This window comes from Cellulomonas sp. NPDC055163, from assembly GCF_053607065.1.
Genome location: NZ_JBSGSU010000002.1, coordinates 144,133 through 160,579 on the forward strand (window position 1 = coordinate 144,133; position 16,447 = coordinate 160,579).

Sequence of the window (16,447 nt, forward strand, 5' to 3'; positions counted from 1 at the left end):
GAGGCGCCGTCCGCCGGACGGCGCCTCGCGCGCGTCCGGGCCCTGTGGACAGCGGTGGAGCGGCCCCGGCCGGTGCCAGGCTGTGCCCCGGGTCGCCGGCGTGGGGTCGGCGCACGGCACGGCCGAGAGGGGTCGCTCATGCGGTTGCGCCCACACCTGCGCGTCCTGCGGCGAGGCCCGGACGAGGTGCAGGTCGGGACCGACCCCCGGTGGGCGGTGCGCCTGACCGGCCTCGCGACCGGTGAGGCCGAGCTGCTGCAGGAGCTCGAGACGCTGCCCGAGCTCGACCGCTGGCTCGCGTGGGCCGTCGACCACGGCCTCGAGCGCGCCCGCGCGGAGCACCTCGTGGGCCTCCTCGTCGACGCGCACGTCACGACCGCCGCGAACCGCCGCAGCCCGACCGTCCGGGCCGGCGCGGGTGCCGAGGTCGCCGCCTGGACCCTCTTGCGGCCCGACGGCGACGGTGGTGCACAGGTCGACGCGCGCCGGTCCGCGGTGGTCGGCGTGTGCGGGCTCGGGCGCCTCGGCCTCGCCGTCGCGACGACGCTCGCTGTCGCGGGGGTCGGAACGGTCCTGCTCGACGACGACGGCGTCGTCCGCTCGTCCGACATCGGTCCGGGCGGGTACCGCATGGGGGACGTCGGCTCCGCGCGGCTCGGGACCGCGACGCGGGTGCTGCGCGACGTCGCACCCGAGGTCCGCTGCGACGTGGCGCCGGGGACCGCGCCGGACCTCGTGGTGCTGGTCGAGCACGGGGCTGCGAGCCCGGAGACGGCTCTGCGGCTCGTGACCGCGGGACTGCCGCACTTGTCGGTCGTCGTGCGGGAGGGCGACGCGCTCGTCGGCCCGCTCGTGGTGCCGGTCGGTGCGGGAGAACCCCGCACCGGTGGCCCCGTCGGGGGCGCCGGTACGTCCGCACGCCCGGGGCCACCGCTCGGCCGGGGGTCTGCGTGCCTGCGCTGCCTGGACCTGCACCGCGGCGACGTCGACCCGGCCTGGCCGCTCGTGGTGGCACAGCTCGTGTGCCGACCGCCGACGTCGAGCGGTCCTGCGGGGGAACCCGTCGCGCTCGCGGGCGTGGGCGCCGCCCTGGCTGCCGGCGAGGCGCTCACCTACCTCGACGCGGGTGTGCCACGCACCCGGGGCGCCACCTACGAGATCGCGATGCCCGATCTCCTGCCGCGCCTGCGGGCCTGGGCGGTGCACCCCGACTGCGGGTGCACCGCCCTGCCCCGGACGCCCGTCCCGGCACTCGCCCGCACGGGGCACTGACCGTCACGAGCCTCGCGGGCCGTCATGCCGCCGGAGCGGCGGACTTCCGGGGCCGTCCCCGGCCCCGCTTCGTGGCGACGACCACGCCGCCGACGAAGACCTCTCCACCCCAGACCCCCCACGGCTCGGCACGCTCGACCGCGCCCGCGAGGCACCCCTCGACGAGAGGGCACTCGCGGCACAGGGCCTTGGCGAGCTCGACCTGGGCGGTCTGCTCCGCGAACCAGAGCTCGGGGTCGTTCGAGCGGCACGGGATGAGGCCCGCGACCATCTGGTCGAACTGCTGGTTGTTCTCGTCCGTCGTGATGACCGGGCTCGGGGGCCACGGGCCGGATCCGCCCTGGTTCACCGTGTCGAGCAGCGTCGTGAGCCGCACGATGTCCTCCTGATGTCCTTGCTGGTGAGCGTCTGCTGGTGTCCGGATCACCGGTGCCTGCGCCGCTCCCCCGACATCGGGAGAAAAGACGAAGGCCGCGGATCCGAGTGGACTCCGCGGCCTGGAAGACGGTCGTCAGACCATCAGGTTCCTGGTGCGAAGTCGGGGTGGTTCAGCTGGCGACGGCGGTACGTGCGCTTGTGATCGCCGCCGATTCCCTGAGAGCCGGCCATGGGCACAGCTGTCCCCTCGAGCCATGCGGAGATGGGCGCGAGGGTGCGCGGGACGAAAGTGATCGCGAACGTCGACTGCCGCTTCACGACGGTTGTGCTCTCCATCAGATCTCCCACCACCTCTCATCACCGGCCGGGCCTCTTCGGCGCAGCCCTCCTACAAGGACGTGTCTCACCCTAGGGGCGGCCGTCAGACGCACACAACCGAATATACGACCCGACTTCGAGAAGTTTTTCCGGCCCCTCCGCAACGGTCGGGAGAACCGGGGCACGGCCGCACGAACCGGTGTCCGGGAAGCCCCGCCCACGCTCGACCGGACCGCCGGGTGCACCGTCCCGCCGCGCCCGTTCTCCCGTCGACCGGCGCCGGGTAGCGTGCCGCGCATGGCGCTCGACCCCGCGCTCCTCGACTGGCTGCTCGACTCCGACCCGGCACTGCGCTGGCAGGTCGAGCGGGACCTGGCCGGCGCACCGCCCGCGGTGTGGGAGGCGACCCGTGCACGCGTCGCGACCGAGGGCTTCGGGGCTCGCCTCCTCGCACTGCAGGACCCCGACGGGCAGTGGGCCGGCGGCGCCTACTTCCCCGCACCGGACCCGGACGCGCAGGCCCCCGACGAGGAGGGGCAACCGTGGGTCGCGACGACGTGGTCGCTCATGGCGCTGCGGGAGTGGGGGGTCGACGCTGCGGCGCTCGACGGCACGGCGGAGCTGCTCGCCCGCCACTGCCGGTGGGAGTACGACGACCTGCCGTACTGGGGCGGCGAGGTCGACTGCTGCATCAACGGCTACACCCTCGCGAACGGCGCGTGGCTGGGCGTCGACGTCTCCGGCCTCGCGGCGTGGTTCGCCGAGCACCGCCTGCCCGACGGGGGCTGGAACTGCGCATGGGTCGACGGCTCGACGCGGTCCTCGTTCCACTCGACGCTCAACGCAGTGCGCGGGCTGCTCGCGTGGGAGGTCGCGACCGGCGGGACCGACGAGCTGCGTGCCGCGCGCCGTGCGGGCGAGGAGTACCTGCTCGAGCGGCGGCTCCTCTACACCGCGTCGACCGGTGCGCTCGTGGGGCCGTGGGGCCGTGGGCGACGCGGTTCGTGTACCCGTTCCGGTGGGCGTACAGCGCGTTACGGGCGCTCGACCACCTGCGTGCGGCCGCGCTGCACGACGGGACACCGCCGGACCCCCGGCTCGCCGACGCGGTCGACGTCGTGCGCGGAGCCCGGCAGGCCGACGGGACGTGGCTCCAGGAGGCGGATCATCCCGGGCGCGTGTGGTTCGAGGTCGACGTGCCGCCCGGCGAGCCCTCGCGGTGGCTCACGTTCTACGGCGAGCGCGTGCTCGCGTGGTGGGACGAGCACGCCCCGCGCGACGGGTCCGGCCGGACCGGCTGACCGCCGCTCTCCGCACGCGACGCCACGCGGCCCCGGTCGCCGTCGCACGACGCGCCTGGCCGCGCGGGTGCGGGCGCTGGTGCCGGCGTGGGCGGGTGCTCGCGCGGGTGCGGGTGCGGGTGGGAGTGCCGGCGCGGGCGGGTGCTCGCGCGGGTGCGGGGCTGAGTGCCGGTGCGGACCGGGTGCTCACACGGGTGTGCGTGCCGGCGCGGACGGTGTGAGTGGCGGCGCCGGTGCCGGTGCCGGTGCCGGTGCGGGTCTACGCGCTCGTCGCGCGGGACGAGCCCGACGCGACGATCGACAGGAGCGTCGCACCGTAGCGGTCGATCTTCGCGGGGCCGATCCCGTTGATCCGGGCGAGCTCGGCGATCGACGCCGGGCGCAGCTCCGCGATGGACTCGAGCGTCGTGTCGACGAGGACGGTGTACGCGGGGCGGGACGTCTCGAGGGCCACCGACGCGCGCCACTCGCGCAGGCGTGCGTAGATCTCGCCGTCGACGTCCCCGGAGAGTGCCCGACGCGGACCGGGCTCGGGTGCGCGGTACCGCTCGGGCGTCCGGCCGCCCCCGCGCCGCTCCTCCTGCGGCCACAGGCCGTCGAGGAACCGGGTCCGGCGCCGTGACGCCCGGCCGCCGGGGTTGCGCGCCCGCGCGTACGACAGCGCGAGGTGCTCGCGCGCACGCGTGATGCCGACGTAGAGCAGCCGGCGCTCCTCGGCGATCGACGCGTCCGTCTCCGCGAGGGAGATCGGCATGAGGCCCTCGCTGAGTCCCGCGAGGAAGACCGCATCCCACTCGAGCCCCTTGGCCGCGTGCAGCGACGCGAGCGTGACGCCCTCGACGGTCGGGGCGTGCTGGGCGGCGGCGCGCTCGTCGAGCTCGGCGACGAGGTCCGCGAGGCTCGCGTGGCCGCCGGTCTCCTGGGCCGCCGACTCGAGGGTGTCCGCGAGCGCGACGAGCGCCTGCATCGACTCCCAGCGCTCGCGTGCGGCGCCGCGCGTCGCGGGGGGCTCCGGCGCCCAGCCCGCGGAGAGCAGCACGTCGCGCACCACGTCGGGCATCGCCGCGTCGGCGTCGACCGCGCGCCCCGCGCCGCGCAGCAGCACGAGCGCGTCGCGGACCTCACGGCGGGCGAAGAACCGCTCGCCGCCGCGCACGAGGTAGCCGATGTCCGCGGCCGCGAACGCCTGCTCGAACGCCTCCGACTGCGCGTTCGTCCGGTACAGCACCGCGATCTCGCTCGGGCGCGTCCCCGCGGCGACGAGGCGTGCGGCGCGCTCGGCGATGCCCGCCGCCTCCGCCTCGTCGTCGTCGTACGCGGTGTAGGTGACCGGCGGACCGGACGGGCGCTGCGCGACGAGCTCGAGCGGTGCCGCCGGGCCACGGCGACGGGCCGCCGAGCCGGGCGCGTGCTTGGGCGCGAGCAGGCGGTTCGCGAGGCTGACGACCTGGGGCGTCGAGCGGTAGTCGCGCACGAGCCGGACCACCTGCGCCTTGGGGTGCGCCGTGGTGAACGTCAGCAGGTGGTGCGGGGTCGCCCCCGTGAACGAGTAGATCGTCTGGCTCGGGTCGCCGACGACGCACAGCTCCTGGCGACCCCCGAGCCACTGGTCGAGGAGGAACTGCTGCAGCGGCGAGACGTCCTGGTACTCGTCGACCACGAAGTGCCGGTACTGCATGCGCACCTGCTCGGCGACGTCGTCGCGGCCCGCGAGCATGTCCGCGAGCATGAGCAGCACGTCCTCGAAGTCGATGACCCCGCGCTCGGTCTTCGCGTCCTCGTAGGCGGCGATGAGGCGGGCGACGGCCTGCCGGTCGTACCCGGCGGGTGCCGGGCGGTCGATCGCCGCGGTGGCGCGCACGTAGTCGTCGGCCGTGACGAGCGAGACCTTCGCCCACTCGACCTCCGAGGACAGGTCACGGATCGCCACCCGGTCCACCGACAGGCCCAGGCGGTGCGCCGCGTCCGCGACCGCCGGGGCCTTGTGCTCGAGGATCCGCGGGGGCGCTCCCCCGACGACCTTGGGCCAGAAGTAGCCGAGCTGGCGCAGCGCCGCCGCGTGGAAGGTACGGGCCTGGACGCCCGCGACACCGAGCTCGCGCAGCCGCGTGCGCATCTCGCCCGCCGCACGCGCGGTGAACGTGACCGCGAGGACGGTCGTCGGCCGGTACACGCCGGTCCGCACGCCGTACGCGATGCGGTGCGTGATCGCGCGCGTCTTGCCCGTGCCGGCGCCTGCGAGCACGCACACCGGTCCGGTGAGGGCGAGCGCGACCGCACGCTGGTCGGGGTCGAGGGCATCGAGGAGGGCGTCGGCGGACATCGTGGTCGATTGTCTCAGCCCGCGCCGACAGGGCCGTCGCCAGTGCGTCGCGGGATGCGACCCGCGCGGCGCGCGGCGCGCCGCATACAGCACGCGACGTGCGGCGTGCCACCGCGCTCCCGGTGGGCCCGCCAGGCACGGCCCGCGAGCGCCCCGGCCGGCTGCGGGGCGCGGGCTTGCGAGGGGCGCACGCGCCAGGAAGAGTTCCGGCGTCGCCGGCGTTGGACCCGGCGACGACGCACGCCGACCTCGCCGAGGCCCACGGGTCACGGCGACACCCGCAGGAAAGAAGGACGCATGAGCACCCAGACGCTGCCCGACGCCGGTTCGATCACGATGTACTCGACGACGTGGTGCGGTTACTGCCGCCGGCTGAAGACGCAGCTGGACTCCGCGGGCATCGGCTACACCGAGGTCAACATCGAGGAGCACCCCGATGCGGCGGCGTTCGTCGAGCAGGTCAACGGCGGCAACCAGACCGTCCCGACCGTCGTGTTCCCCGACGGCTCCGCGGCGACGAACCCGTCCCTCGCGGACGTCAAGGCCCGCCTGGACTCCTGACCGGCGCGGGCATCCGCGGCCCGCGCGGTCCCTCGTGCGACCGCGTCAGATCGCGTTCGGCAGCTCCGAGCCGTACCACTCCTCGATCAGCATCCGCGCGATCGACGTGCTGCTCGGCAGCAGCACCGACCCGGAGCGCACCGCGGCCCGCAGCTCGGTGCGCTCGAACCAGCGCGCGTCCGTGACCTCCTCGCCGTCGACCGTGATGTCCTCGCTCAGCGCGCGCGCCCGGAAGCCGAGCATGAGCGACGCCGGGAACGGCCAGGGCTGGCTGCCGCGGTAGTCGACCGCACCGACCGTGACGCCGACCTCCTCGAGCACCTCGCGGCGGATCGCCGACTCGACCGACTCCCCGGGCTCCACGAAGCCGGCGAGCGTCGAGAAGCGGTTCTCGGGCCAGTGCGCCGAGTGCCCGAGGAGCAGGCGGTCCCGCCCGTCGACGACGGCCATGATCACCGCGGGGTCCGTGCGCGGGTAGTGGTCGGAGCCGTCGGCGGTGCACCGACGCACCCAGCCGGCGCTGTGCGAGACCGTCACCTCGCCGCAGCGCGGGCACCGCGGGTGGCGCACGTGCCACGCCTCGAGCGCGACCGCGGCCGTCGCGAGGCCCGCGTCGCGCGCGGACAGCTCCCCTCCGACCTCGCGCAGCGGCGACCAGCGGTCGCCCGGGACGAGGACGGCGGACGCCACGTCGGGCACGAGCCGCGCCAGGTAGGCGGTCCCCCGGCCCCCGCCCGGCGCGTCGTCGTACCCGAGGAAGGCCCACCCCTCGGGCAGCCTCCCGCCCGGCGACAGCAGCGCGGCCTCGCCCGGGTCGAGCAGCGCGAGCTGCTGCGCGCCCTGCCCGCCGTCGCGGGTCACCACCGTGCCCGCGTGGACGAGGAGCACCCGCGTCGCGGGGTCGGTCAGCAGGGACGGGACCAGGTCCGGCCGCACACGGGCGTCGGCGGCACGGTCGGTCCGCGTGCGGGACAGCGGCGGCTCGGCGATCACGCCCGCCACCGTACGCGGGGAAACCCGACATCGCAGACACGCGCGGACGCACCGACGACCGGGCGGGCGACGCGCTTAGGCTGAGCGGGTGTCACGTTCACCTCTCGCGCTCGCTGCCCTGGCGACCGTCGCCGTGCCCGGGCTCGACGCGTACGACGTCCGCCGCCCCGAGGTCTCGGGCGGCGACTTCGACATCGCGGTCGTGATCGACGCCGTGCGCCGGCGGTGGGTCGTCCGGTCCCCCACCAGTGCGCGTTCCGGTGCGCTGCTCGAGGCCGAGGTCGAGCTCGTCGAGGCGCTCGCCGGCCAGGTCGACGCGGGACGGCTCCCGTTCGACGTCCCGCGCACCGCGGGGTTCGCGCACCTGCCCGAGGGCGGCCGGGCCGTCGTCTACCCGCAGGTGCCGGGTCGACCGCTGCGGCTGGAGTCGCTGCGCCCGGGTCCGGGCCTCGCGGCGTCGCTGGGCCGCGCGCTGGGCGCGCTGCACGAGCTGCCGACGGCACTCGTCGAGAACGCCGGGCTGCCCGTCTACGACGCGACGACGTACCGCGACCGGCGCCAGGCCGAGGTCGACGAGGCAGCCCGGACCGGCAAGGTCCCGACGACGCTGCTGCGGCGCTGGGAGGAGCGTCTCGAGGACGTCGCGCTGTGGCGGTTCCAGCCGACCGTCGTGCACGGCGGGCTCACGACCGAGCACGTGCTCGTCGACGACCGCACCGTGACCGGGATCCTCGACTGGGGCGACGCGATGGTTGCGGACCCCGCCGACGACCTGTCGTGGCTGCTCGTGGCCGCACCGCAGGACGCCGTCGACTCGATCATGGAGGCGTACCAGCTGCGCCGGACCGAGCTCACCGACAGCCACCTCACCGAGCGCGCCCTGCTCGCCGGCGAGCTCGCGCTCGCCCGCTGGCTGCTCTACGGCGTGCGGACCGGGAGCGCGGACGTGGTCGACGACGCGGTGCAGATGCTGCACGAGCTCGACGAGAGCACGCGCGAGGCCGACGCGGTCGCGGGTCGCTCGATCGGCTGACCCGCTCTGCACGTCTGACCCGCTCCGATCGGCTGAATCGCTGGCGGGACCGCCGGCGCCACTGCGGCGCGCGGACGCGCGGGGCTCACCCGGTCGAGCGCGGCGACTGCGCTGCCGCGGCGTGCAGCAGCGCCGTGATCTCGGCCTCGTCGAGCAGCCGCGCGGGCCGCACGGTGCGCCCCCCGCCGACGTAGCAGAACGCCGCGCTGACGTGCTCGAGCGGCGTGCCCTTCCAGCGCGACCACGCGAGCCGGTACACCGCGAGCTGCAGCTCTCGGGCCTGCACCGCAGCGGGGTCGGTCGGTGGGGCTCCCGTCTTCCAGTCGACGACGACGACCGCGCCGGGCACGTCCGGGCGGTCGGGGTCGGCGAAGACGGCGTCGATGCGTGAGCGCAGGACGTACCCCGCGACCGGGGTCTCGATGTCGACCTCGACGGCGAGCGGCACGCGGTGCGCCCACGGGGTCGCGAGGAACGCCTCGCGCAGCGCGACGAGGTCGGCGTCGACACGCACGGAGTCGTCGTCAGCGCCGGGGAGGTCGTCGACGTCGACGAGCGAGGCGGACCCGAACCAACCCTCGACCCACGCGTGGAACGCCGTGCCGCGCCGGGCCTGGGGCGACGGCTCGAGCGGCACGGGTCGGCGCAGCGCACGGGCGAACTCCTGCGGGTCGGACGCGAGCCGGACGACCGCGGACGCCGACAGGTGCGGCGGAAGCTCGACGTCGTTCGACGGGGACGCGGCGAGCGCGCGCTCCGCGAGCAGGAGGTCGGCGGTGCGGTCCCACGGGGTGGGCACGGCGGCGCCGGGCGGCGGGCGGTCGCCCTCGCGGGGTGCGTCGGCCGTGCGGGGAGGGCTCGACGTGCCGGCGACGTCGGCACGCGCGCGGCTCGACGACGCGGCGACGTCGGCACGCGCGCGGCTCGACGACCCGGCGACGTCGGCTGGGGCGGTGCGCGCAGCGCCGGCGTGGACCGGACCGCCCGACGGCGCGCCGGTGGTCGCGTCACCGGAGGAGGCCGCAGCGATCGCCTCACGCACGGCCTGCGCCGACGCCTCGACCGCGGCACGACGCGTACCCGACGACCGCCCGCCGGGACCGGTGAACGGGTCGGCCGGCCAGACCGGTGCGACGTCGTCCCCGCCGCGCGGGCTCGTCGCACCGTCCTCCGGCTCCGCAGCCCACGCCTCGGGGTCGACGAGGCCCGCCTCCGCCAGCTCGGTGAGGAACAGCGACGGCGGGCGGGGCTGCGACGCGTCGCCCCACCACGCGCCCGTGAGCAGCAGCGCCGACCGCGCCCGCGTGAGCGCGACGTACGCGAGGCGGCGCTCCTCGGCGACCGCGTGCTGCCCGGCGTCCTCCACGAACCGCCGCCGCCGCTCCTCGAGGTCCTTGGGGTCGGCGGCACCGGCGTAGGCGAGCTGCGGCAGGTCGTGCCGGTCGCCGCGCAGCGGGTACGGCAGCGTGCCGAGCCCGCTCAGCCAGGCCTTGTCCGTCGGACCGTCCTTGCCGGTCGTGCGGATCGCGGGGAGCCCGCCGTCGACCATCCCGGCGACCGCGACGACGTCCCACTCGAGTCCCTTCGCGGCGTGGATCGTGACGATCTGCACGGCGTCCGGGTCCGGCTCCGCGACGGGCATGTCGAGGCCGCGCTCGCGTGTGTCGGCCGCGGCGAGCCAGGCGAGGAACGCCCCCAGCGTGGGACTGTCCGCGCCGTCGGAGAACTGCACGGCCACGTCGCGGAACGCGTCGAGGTGCGCCCGCGCACGGCCGGCCGAGACGCCCGCGCGTGCCGCGACCTCGATGTCGAGCCCGAGCAGGCGCTCCGCCTCCCCGACGAGCTCGGGCAGCGAGAGGTAGGTGTGCGAGCGCAGCACGCGCAGGAGCTGCGCCAGGTCGGTCAGGCGCCCACGAGCGGTGTCGCTCAGCGTGCGCCCGGTGCGGCTGCGCCAGCCGGGGGGCGGCAGCTCGTCGATCGCGTCCACGATGCTGCGCTCGTCGACGACGTCCGCCGCGACGGGGTTCGGCGCCGGGGAGGCAGGGTCGTGCGCCGGGCCGACGGAGCCTGACCCCGCGTCCCTCGAGCCCGACGGGACGCCCCCGGAGCCCGACGACGCGCCCGCGAGGCCCGACGGCGCGGCGCCCGCGGAGCCCGACGACGCAGCGCCCCCGCCGGCCAGGCCGGTCCCGTCCCGCTCGTCCGCCCGCCGCTCCGCCCCCCGGCGCGCGTGCCCGAGCCCCGCAGCGAGCTCGGCGGACCAGGCGGCCAGGGCGTGCAGGTCCGCTGCCCCGAGCCGCGTGCGCGCGCCCGTGAGGAGACGCATCAGCGCGTCACCGCGGGACGGGTCGTGCGCGGCCTGGAGCATCGCCACGAGGTCGACGACCTCCGGCGTCGCGAGCAGACCGCCGAGACCCACCACCTCGACGGGGAGCCCCGCGTCGCGCAGCGCCCGACGCAGCACGGTGAACTGGGCGCGCTTGCGGCACAGCACCGCGGCGGTGACCCGTGCGACCCCAGGCCCCGCGGGCCGCCAGCGCTCCGCGACGAACCGGGCGACGGCAGCCGCCTCCTCCTCGAGCGTCGCGGCGACGTGGGCCTGCACGAGCCCGGTCCCGGCGCCCGGGCGGGCGGCGAGCTCGGGGACCGCGACGCGCGTGCTCGCCCGGCGCAGCGGCAGCGCCACGTGGTTCGCCGCCTCGAGGATCGCCTCGTCGTTGCGCCACGACGTCGAGAGCAGGTGCACGTCCGCCGGGCGCCGCGTCGCGCCGTCCTCATCGAGCTCGACGACCGGGAACGTCGACGGGAAGCGCTCGAGGCCGCCCGCGCTGGCACCCCGCCAGCCGTAGATCGACTGGTGCGGGTCACCGACGGCGGTCACGGGGTGGCCGTCGCCGAAGAGCGCCCCGAGCAGTGCGAGCTGCGCGTAGGACGTGTCCTGGTACTCGTCGAGCAGCACGACCCGGTAGCGGGCGCGCTCGCCGGACCCCACCTCGGGGACCTCGCGCGCGAGCCGGGCCGCGAGCGCGACCTGGTCGCCGAAGTCGAGCGCGTCGGCGGCGCGCTTGCGCGCGCGGTAGTCGGCGACGAGCTCGAGCAGGCGCGTGCGCTCGCCGAGCAGCCCGAGCAGCTTCGTGATCGGCGCGTACGGCGCGCGCGGCGGGTTGCCCGGGGGCGTCGCCTCGATCGCCTCGATGATGCCCTCCATGCCCGCGCGCGCCTCGTCGGGCGTGAGCAGGTGCTCGTCGAGCGCGCCCGAGAGCTCGAGCAGGGCCTCGACGACCGTCGAGACGGCGGCCTCGGTGTCGAGGTCCCCCGTCCACGACTCGACGACCTGGCTCGCGAGCTGCCACTGCGCGGCCTCGCCCAGGAGCCGGGACGTCGGCTCGACCCCGAGGCGCATCGCGTGGTCCGTCACGAGCGACGCCGCGTAGGCGTTGTACGTCGCGATCGTCGGGCGCGCGAGGTCGAGCAGGCCGGGGTCCAGGCCGGCCGCGGCGAGCGGGAGGCCGGGCAGCACGAGTCCCTGCGCGGTCGCCGCGCGGGCGACGTGCCGCAGCCGCTGGCGCACGCGGTCGCCGAGCTCGCCCGCGGCCTTGCGGGTAAACGTCAGACCGAGGACCTGCTCGGGGGCGACGAGCCCGTTCGCGAGCAGCCACACGACCCGCGCCGCCATCGTCTCGGTCTTGCCGGACCCGGCGCCGGCGACGACGAGCGAGGGGCGCAGCGGCGACTCGATGACCTCGACCTGCTCGGGTGTCGGCGAGGGGCGCTCGAGCAGCTCGGCGATCCGGGCGGCCGAGAGCACGGGCCGCCGGGCGGCGGGCGCCGCGGCGTCCGGTGTCACTCGACCACCTGGGCGCCCTCGTCGCGGCCGGGGCAGCTGCGCCGCACCGGGCAGCGCGAGCACATGTCGTTCTCGGTCGCCGCGAACGTCGCCGCCGACATGTGGCCCGCGACCTCCTCGACGCGGCGCCGTGCCCAGCTCGTGCCGTCGCCGTCCTCCTCGAGCGGTGCCTGGCTGCGCAGCGCGGCGGCGCTCTTGTTCACGTCCGAGACGAAGACGAGCTGTGCGCCGGCGCTGCGGGCATTGGGCGGGAGGCCCTCGACGGCGCCCGCGTCGACCGCGAGCTGGTAGGCGCCGAGCTGCGGGTTCTCGAGCGCCTGCGCGGCGGTCGGGGCCGTGCGCCCGGTCTTGAGGTCGCTCACCGTCACACGCTCGGTGCCGGCGTCGTCCGCGTCGCCGGCCGGCCGCGCCCGCTCGATCCGGTCGATCGACCCGCGCACCACCGCACGGTCGAGCTCCAGCGTGAAGGGTGCCTCGACGAGCAGAGGCTCACCGGCGCTGCGCACGTACTGCGCGAGGCGGCGCACCATCGACTCGGCGCGGCGCCGCTGCACGGTCGTCGGCCACCCGTCGGGCAGGCCGAGCTCGGGCCAGCGCCGGTCGAGCTCCGCGAGCAGCTCGTCGTGGGTGCCGGTCGGGTACGTCTGGGCGATCGCGTGCACGAGCGTGCCGAGCGACTGCCCCGAGCTCTCGGCCGCCGTGCCGCCCGCCGCCTCGAGCGCCCAGCGCAGCGCGCACGTCGCGGCGGTCTCGATCTTGGACGGCGAGACGGTGACCTTCTCGCCCTCGGGCCACAGCGGCTCCTCGCTCGACGGCTCCGCGAGGCCGTGCCACTCGTCGGGATCGGCGCCCTCGACCCCCGCTCGGGCGAGCCGGGCCAGCATCGCCGCGGCCGCCGGATCGGGCCGCCCACGCAGCACGCTCGACTCGAGCCGCGAGCGCACCTGGGCGACGAGGCCGCGCAGGTCGAGCGGTGACGGCGTCGTGACCTTGCGCGGGTCGACGTCGTCGTCGCAGGGCTCGACCAGCTCCAGGAACGGCGAGGGCTGGGAGTCGGTGTCCGCGACGGCGGTGACGAGCAGCCGCTCGCGCGCCCGGGACACGGCCACGTGGAACGACCGGAGCTCGTCGGACAGCACCGCCGCCCGGGCCCCCGCACCGAGCTGGCCGGCGTCGGGCTCGCGCCCCGCGAGCAGCTCGACGAGGGTCTGCGCGCCGAGCAGCGAGTCGCGCAGCCGCAGGTCGGGCCAGACGCCCTCCTGGACCCCCGCGACCACGACGACGTCCCACTCGCGCCCGGCGGCACCGGCGGGCGTGAGCACGGCGACCGCGTCCCGGTCGGCCCGGGCCGCGATCGTGTCGGCCGGCAGGTCCTGACCCAGCACCCAGTCGACGAACGCGCCCGCGGGCGCCTGGGGCATCCGGTCGACGAACGTCTCCGCAGCACGGAACAGCGCGAGGACCGCATCGAGGTCGCGGTCGGCCCGTGCGCCGGCCGCCCCGCCCGTGAGCGACGCGCGCCGCCACGGCTCGGCGAGACCGGCGGCGTCCCACAGGGCCCACAGCACCGTCTGCGGGTCGGCGGTCGGGGCGAGCGCCGCCGTGCGGCCCGTCGCCAGGACGCGCACGAGCCGCTCGACCTGCCGGCGGGCACCGGGCGGCAGCCCCGCGGTGCGGCCGGGCTCGGCGAGCGCCTCGACGAGCAGGACGTCGCTGCCCCGCCCTCCCCCGCCGGCGAGCTCCTCGGCGCGCAGCGCGCGGCGCACGCGGCGCAGCCCCACGGTGTCCAGGCCGCCGAGCGGCGAGCACAGCAGCCGCGCCGCGGTCTCCGCGTCGAGCTCCGCGGCCCCGACCGTCCCCGCGGGCAGCACGCAGCGCACCGCGTCGAGGAGCGGGCGGACCGCGGGCTCCTCGCGCAGCGGGACGTCGCTGCCCAGCACGGCCACCGGGACGCTCGCGCTCGCGAGCGCCCGGCGCAGCGCCGTGACCTGGGCGCCCGAGCGGGCCACGACCGCCATCCGCTCCCACGGCGTGCCGTGCTCGAGGTGCGCGAACCGCAGCGCGTGGGCCACGTACGCCGCCTCCTGCGCGGCGCTCGGCAGGATCGCGACGCGCACGTTCCCCGCCCCGCCGTCGCGCGCCGCGGCCCGGCGGTGCACGACGGCGCCCTGGGCGCCGACCCGGGCCGCGACCCCGGACGCCACCTCGCGCAGGCGCGTGCCGTGCCGCCAGACCGTCCCGAGCACGAGGCGCCGCGCGCCGAGCTCACCGGGGCCGTCGCCCTCGACCGTCGCGCGTGCGACGAGCGCGGGGCTCGCGCCGCGGAACGTCTGCACCGCGCTGTCGGGGTCGGCGAACAGCGCGAGGCGCGCGCCGCCGTCCGCGAGCACGCGCAGCAGGCGGGCGGTCGCCGCGGTGCTCTCGTGGTGGTCGTCGACGACGACGAGCCGCCAGCCCGGGCGCGGTGCCGCGGCGACCTCGTCGTCCCACGCGAGCAGCGCCTCGGCCGCCTCCTCGACGACGACCGCCGGGTCGTAGCGCGAGCCGAGGTCCGGGGTGGCGGTCCGCAGCAGGGTGACGTCGAGGTACTCCTGGTAGACGGCTGCGGCCGCGACCCACGCAGGGCGGGCATGGCGCTCGCCGAGCTCGGCGAGGTCGACCGGTGCCAGCCCGCGCTCGGCGGCCCGCATGAGCAGGTCCCGCAGCTCGTCGCGGAACGCACGCAGGCCGAGCGCCTCGGGCGGGACGGACGCCGGCCAGTCGAGCGGGACGCCGTCACCCGCGGCGTGCCCGGCGAGCAGCTCGCTCAGCAGCATGTCCTGCTCGGGGCCGGAGATCAGGGTCGGCGGCGGCTCGCCGAGCAGCGAGGCGCGCGCCCGGAGCACCGCGAACGCCGCCGACGCGGCCGTGCGGACCATCGCCTGCCCGGACGTCCGCTGGAGCCGGGCCGAGAGCCGGTCGCGGAGCTCCCCGGCGGCGCGCCGGCTCGCCGCCACGACCAGCACGTCCTCGGGGGCGAGGTCGCCGTCCGCGAGCGCCGCGACGACCGACTCGACCACGACGCTCGTCCTGCCGCTCCCGGGTGCGCCGAGCACGAGCAGCGCCCGGTCCGTGCCCGCGGCGACGCGCTCGACGACCTCGCGCTGCTGCGGGTCGAGCGCGAGCCCGCCCCCGGGAGCGAGGAACCCGGCCGCACCGGGGACGCCCGCACCTCCGCGTGTGAGCACCGCGCCGTGCTGCTCGACGATCGCCGGGCGCACGAGCCGCAGGGGCGTGGCGCGCGACGGTCCGGGGTTCACGGGCAGATCACACCACACGCCACCGACAGTCCCGTGGTGCCCACGCGAGGCGCCCGCGCACCCTCAGGAGCCGGGGAACGGCCAGGGGTTGGGGGTGCACGGCGCCATCGGGCCCGTCTGCTGCTGCATGAGCGGCGCGACCTGCCCGGCCCCGCCGCAGTACTCGTGCCGGTGGCCCAGGATGTGCCCCACCTCGTGGTTCACGAGGTAGTGCCGGTAGGCGACCTTGTCCCCGTCCCACGAGGTCGAGCCGTCCACCCAGCGCAGGTAGTTGAGCACCGCGTGACCCTGGATGCCGCACGACACCTTGCCCACCGTCTCGAGCGGCGCGCACATGCGGTCGACGAGCGCCGGGGACGCCAGCACGACGCGCAGCTCGGCGTCGCCGTCGGTGCGCGCGAACACCATCGACCCGTCGGCGCCCCAGCCGCGCGGGTCGTTGAGCGTCGCCATGACCGTGTACGCGAACAGCCCGGCGTCGACTTCGAGCCCCTCCTCGACCTCGACGCGGACGGTCCGGACCGCGGGTGCCGTGCCGGCGGCGGGCGACGGCGCCGCCTGCGACCCGGGCACGACCACGAGGTCGCCCGACGCGGACCGCGGCACGTCGAGCGAGCGCAGCCCGGCGGCGAGGTCGGACGTGCTCGGTCCGCCCCCGCGCTCGAGGCTCGTGGACCCGCCGCCGAGCTGCGGCACGAGCACGGGGTCGGACACCTCGGTCACGTCGGTCGCGACGGGCTCCTCCTCGGGCAGCGAGTCGAGCTCCCCGACGGGCTCCGGCGTCGGCGTCGGCCAGACCTCGTCGCGGGTCGCGCGCTCGTCCCCGCGCTCGCCGGTCACCGAGCCCCACGCCTGCACGACGGCACCCCGCGCCGCCGAGCCGGGCAGCGCACCGACCGCCGTCGCTCCACCCGCGCAGAAGGCCGCGACCGCGACCGCGAGCGCCGTGAGCCGCACCCGGGTGCGCCGCCGGCGCCGCCCGAACGAGGACGCGCCGGGCCCCGCGCTGGACCGTCCGGGGGACGGGAGGGGGGCCGACATCCGAATATCGTCGCATCCCGGACACATGCCGTGGCTACCATCGCCGGGTGAGCGAGGTGGGGGCGGGACGCGCGAGGAGCC

At 76.7% G+C, this 16,447-nt stretch carries 10 protein-coding genes and 1 pseudogene; 4 read left to right on the forward strand and 7 right to left on the reverse strand.

Features of this window, described 5'->3' with window-relative positions; genetic code table 11:
• Positions 1–138: 138 nt before the first annotated feature.
• The gene (locus tag ACWFNE_RS04400) at positions 139–1,272 is read left to right on the forward strand and encodes a ThiF family adenylyltransferase (RefSeq protein ID WP_452121249.1); all 1,134 of its coding nucleotides are present in this window, start codon (positions 139–141) and stop codon (positions 1,270–1,272) included.
• A gap of 22 nt (positions 1,273–1,294) precedes the next feature.
• Here the strand turns inward: ACWFNE_RS04400 and ACWFNE_RS04405 are convergent, their stop codons facing one another.
• Both ACWFNE_RS04405 and ACWFNE_RS04410 read right to left on the reverse strand, forming a co-directional pair.
• A complete protein-coding gene (locus ACWFNE_RS04405) occupies positions 1,295–1,648 on the reverse strand; it encodes a WhiB family transcriptional regulator (protein ID WP_309485057.1) in 354 nt (117 codons plus the stop codon).
• Positions 1,649–1,791: 143 nt separating this feature from the next.
• Complete coding sequence (locus tag ACWFNE_RS04410; protein ID WP_452121250.1) at positions 1,792–1,986, reverse strand: hypothetical protein; 195 nt, start codon at positions 1,984–1,986, stop codon at positions 1,792–1,794.
• A gap of 279 nt (positions 1,987–2,265) precedes the next feature.
• Here ACWFNE_RS04410 and ACWFNE_RS04415 point away from each other — a divergent pair.
• Positions 2,266–3,269 (forward strand): annotated as a pseudogene (locus ACWFNE_RS04415) (squalene cyclase).
• 259 nt (positions 3,270–3,528) lie between these two features.
• Here ACWFNE_RS04415 and ACWFNE_RS04420 read toward each other — a convergent pair.
• On the reverse strand, positions 3,529–5,592 hold the full coding sequence (locus ACWFNE_RS04420) for an ATP-dependent DNA helicase UvrD2 (protein ID WP_452121251.1): 2,064 nt from the start codon (positions 5,590–5,592) through the stop codon (positions 3,529–3,531).
• A gap of 297 nt (positions 5,593–5,889) precedes the next feature.
• Here ACWFNE_RS04420 and ACWFNE_RS04425 point away from each other — a divergent pair, with 297 nt between their 5' ends.
• The gene (locus tag ACWFNE_RS04425) at positions 5,890–6,153 is read left to right on the forward strand and encodes a mycoredoxin (RefSeq protein WP_412869497.1); all 264 of its coding nucleotides are present in this window, start codon (positions 5,890–5,892) and stop codon (positions 6,151–6,153) included.
• A 45-nt stretch (positions 6,154–6,198) separates the two neighbouring features.
• Here the strand turns inward: ACWFNE_RS04425 and nudC are convergent, their stop codons facing one another.
• A complete protein-coding gene (gene nudC, locus ACWFNE_RS04430; protein WP_452121252.1) occupies positions 6,199–7,146 on the reverse strand; it encodes an NAD(+) diphosphatase in 948 nt (315 codons plus the stop codon).
• 88 nt (positions 7,147–7,234) lie between these two features.
• On the opposite strand from nudC, the gene ACWFNE_RS04435 reads away from it, so the two are divergent.
• Complete coding sequence (locus ACWFNE_RS04435) at positions 7,235–8,179, forward strand: phosphotransferase (protein ID WP_452121253.1); 945 nt, start codon at positions 7,235–7,237, stop codon at positions 8,177–8,179.
• A gap of 85 nt (positions 8,180–8,264) precedes the next feature.
• Here the strand turns inward: ACWFNE_RS04435 and ACWFNE_RS04440 are convergent, their stop codons facing one another.
• The 3 genes from ACWFNE_RS04440 to ACWFNE_RS04450 all read right to left on the reverse strand — a co-directional run bounded on the left by ACWFNE_RS04440 (position 8,265) and on the right by ACWFNE_RS04450 (position 16,366).
• Positions 8,265–12,026, reverse strand: coding sequence for a UvrD-helicase domain-containing protein (locus tag ACWFNE_RS04440; RefSeq protein WP_452121254.1), 3,762 nt, complete (start codon positions 12,024–12,026; stop codon positions 8,265–8,267).
• On the reverse strand, positions 12,023–15,325 hold the full coding sequence (locus ACWFNE_RS04445; protein WP_452121255.1) for an ATP-dependent helicase: 3,303 nt from the start codon (positions 15,323–15,325) through the stop codon (positions 12,023–12,025). Before ACWFNE_RS04445 ends, ACWFNE_RS04440 begins: the two co-directional genes overlap by 4 nt.
• Positions 15,326–15,388: 63 nt before the next feature.
• Positions 15,389–16,366 (reverse strand): DUF3152 domain-containing protein, encoded by a 978-nt coding sequence (locus ACWFNE_RS04450; protein ID WP_452121256.1) that lies wholly within the window; start codon positions 16,364–16,366, stop codon positions 15,389–15,391.
• Positions 16,367–16,447: the final 81 nt, after the last annotated feature.

Excerpts from the sequence above, each read along its gene's own strand:
- ACWFNE_RS04450 (WP_452121256.1), bottom strand. The coding sequence starts at position 16,366 with ATGTCGGCCCCCCTCCCGTCCCCCGGACGGTCCAGCGCGGGGCCCGGC.
- ACWFNE_RS04420 (WP_452121251.1), bottom strand. The coding sequence starts at position 5,592 with ATGTCCGCCGACGCCCTCCTCGATGCCCTCGACCCCGACCAGCGTGCG.
- ACWFNE_RS04400 (WP_452121249.1), top strand. The coding sequence starts at position 139 with ATGCGGTTGCGCCCACACCTGCGCGTCCTGCGGCGAGGCCCGGACGAG.
- ACWFNE_RS04410 (WP_452121250.1), bottom strand. The coding sequence starts at position 1,986 with ATGGAGAGCACAACCGTCGTGAAGCGGCAGTCGACGTTCGCGATCACT.
- ACWFNE_RS04425 (WP_412869497.1), top strand. The coding sequence starts at position 5,890 with ATGAGCACCCAGACGCTGCCCGACGCCGGTTCGATCACGATGTACTCG.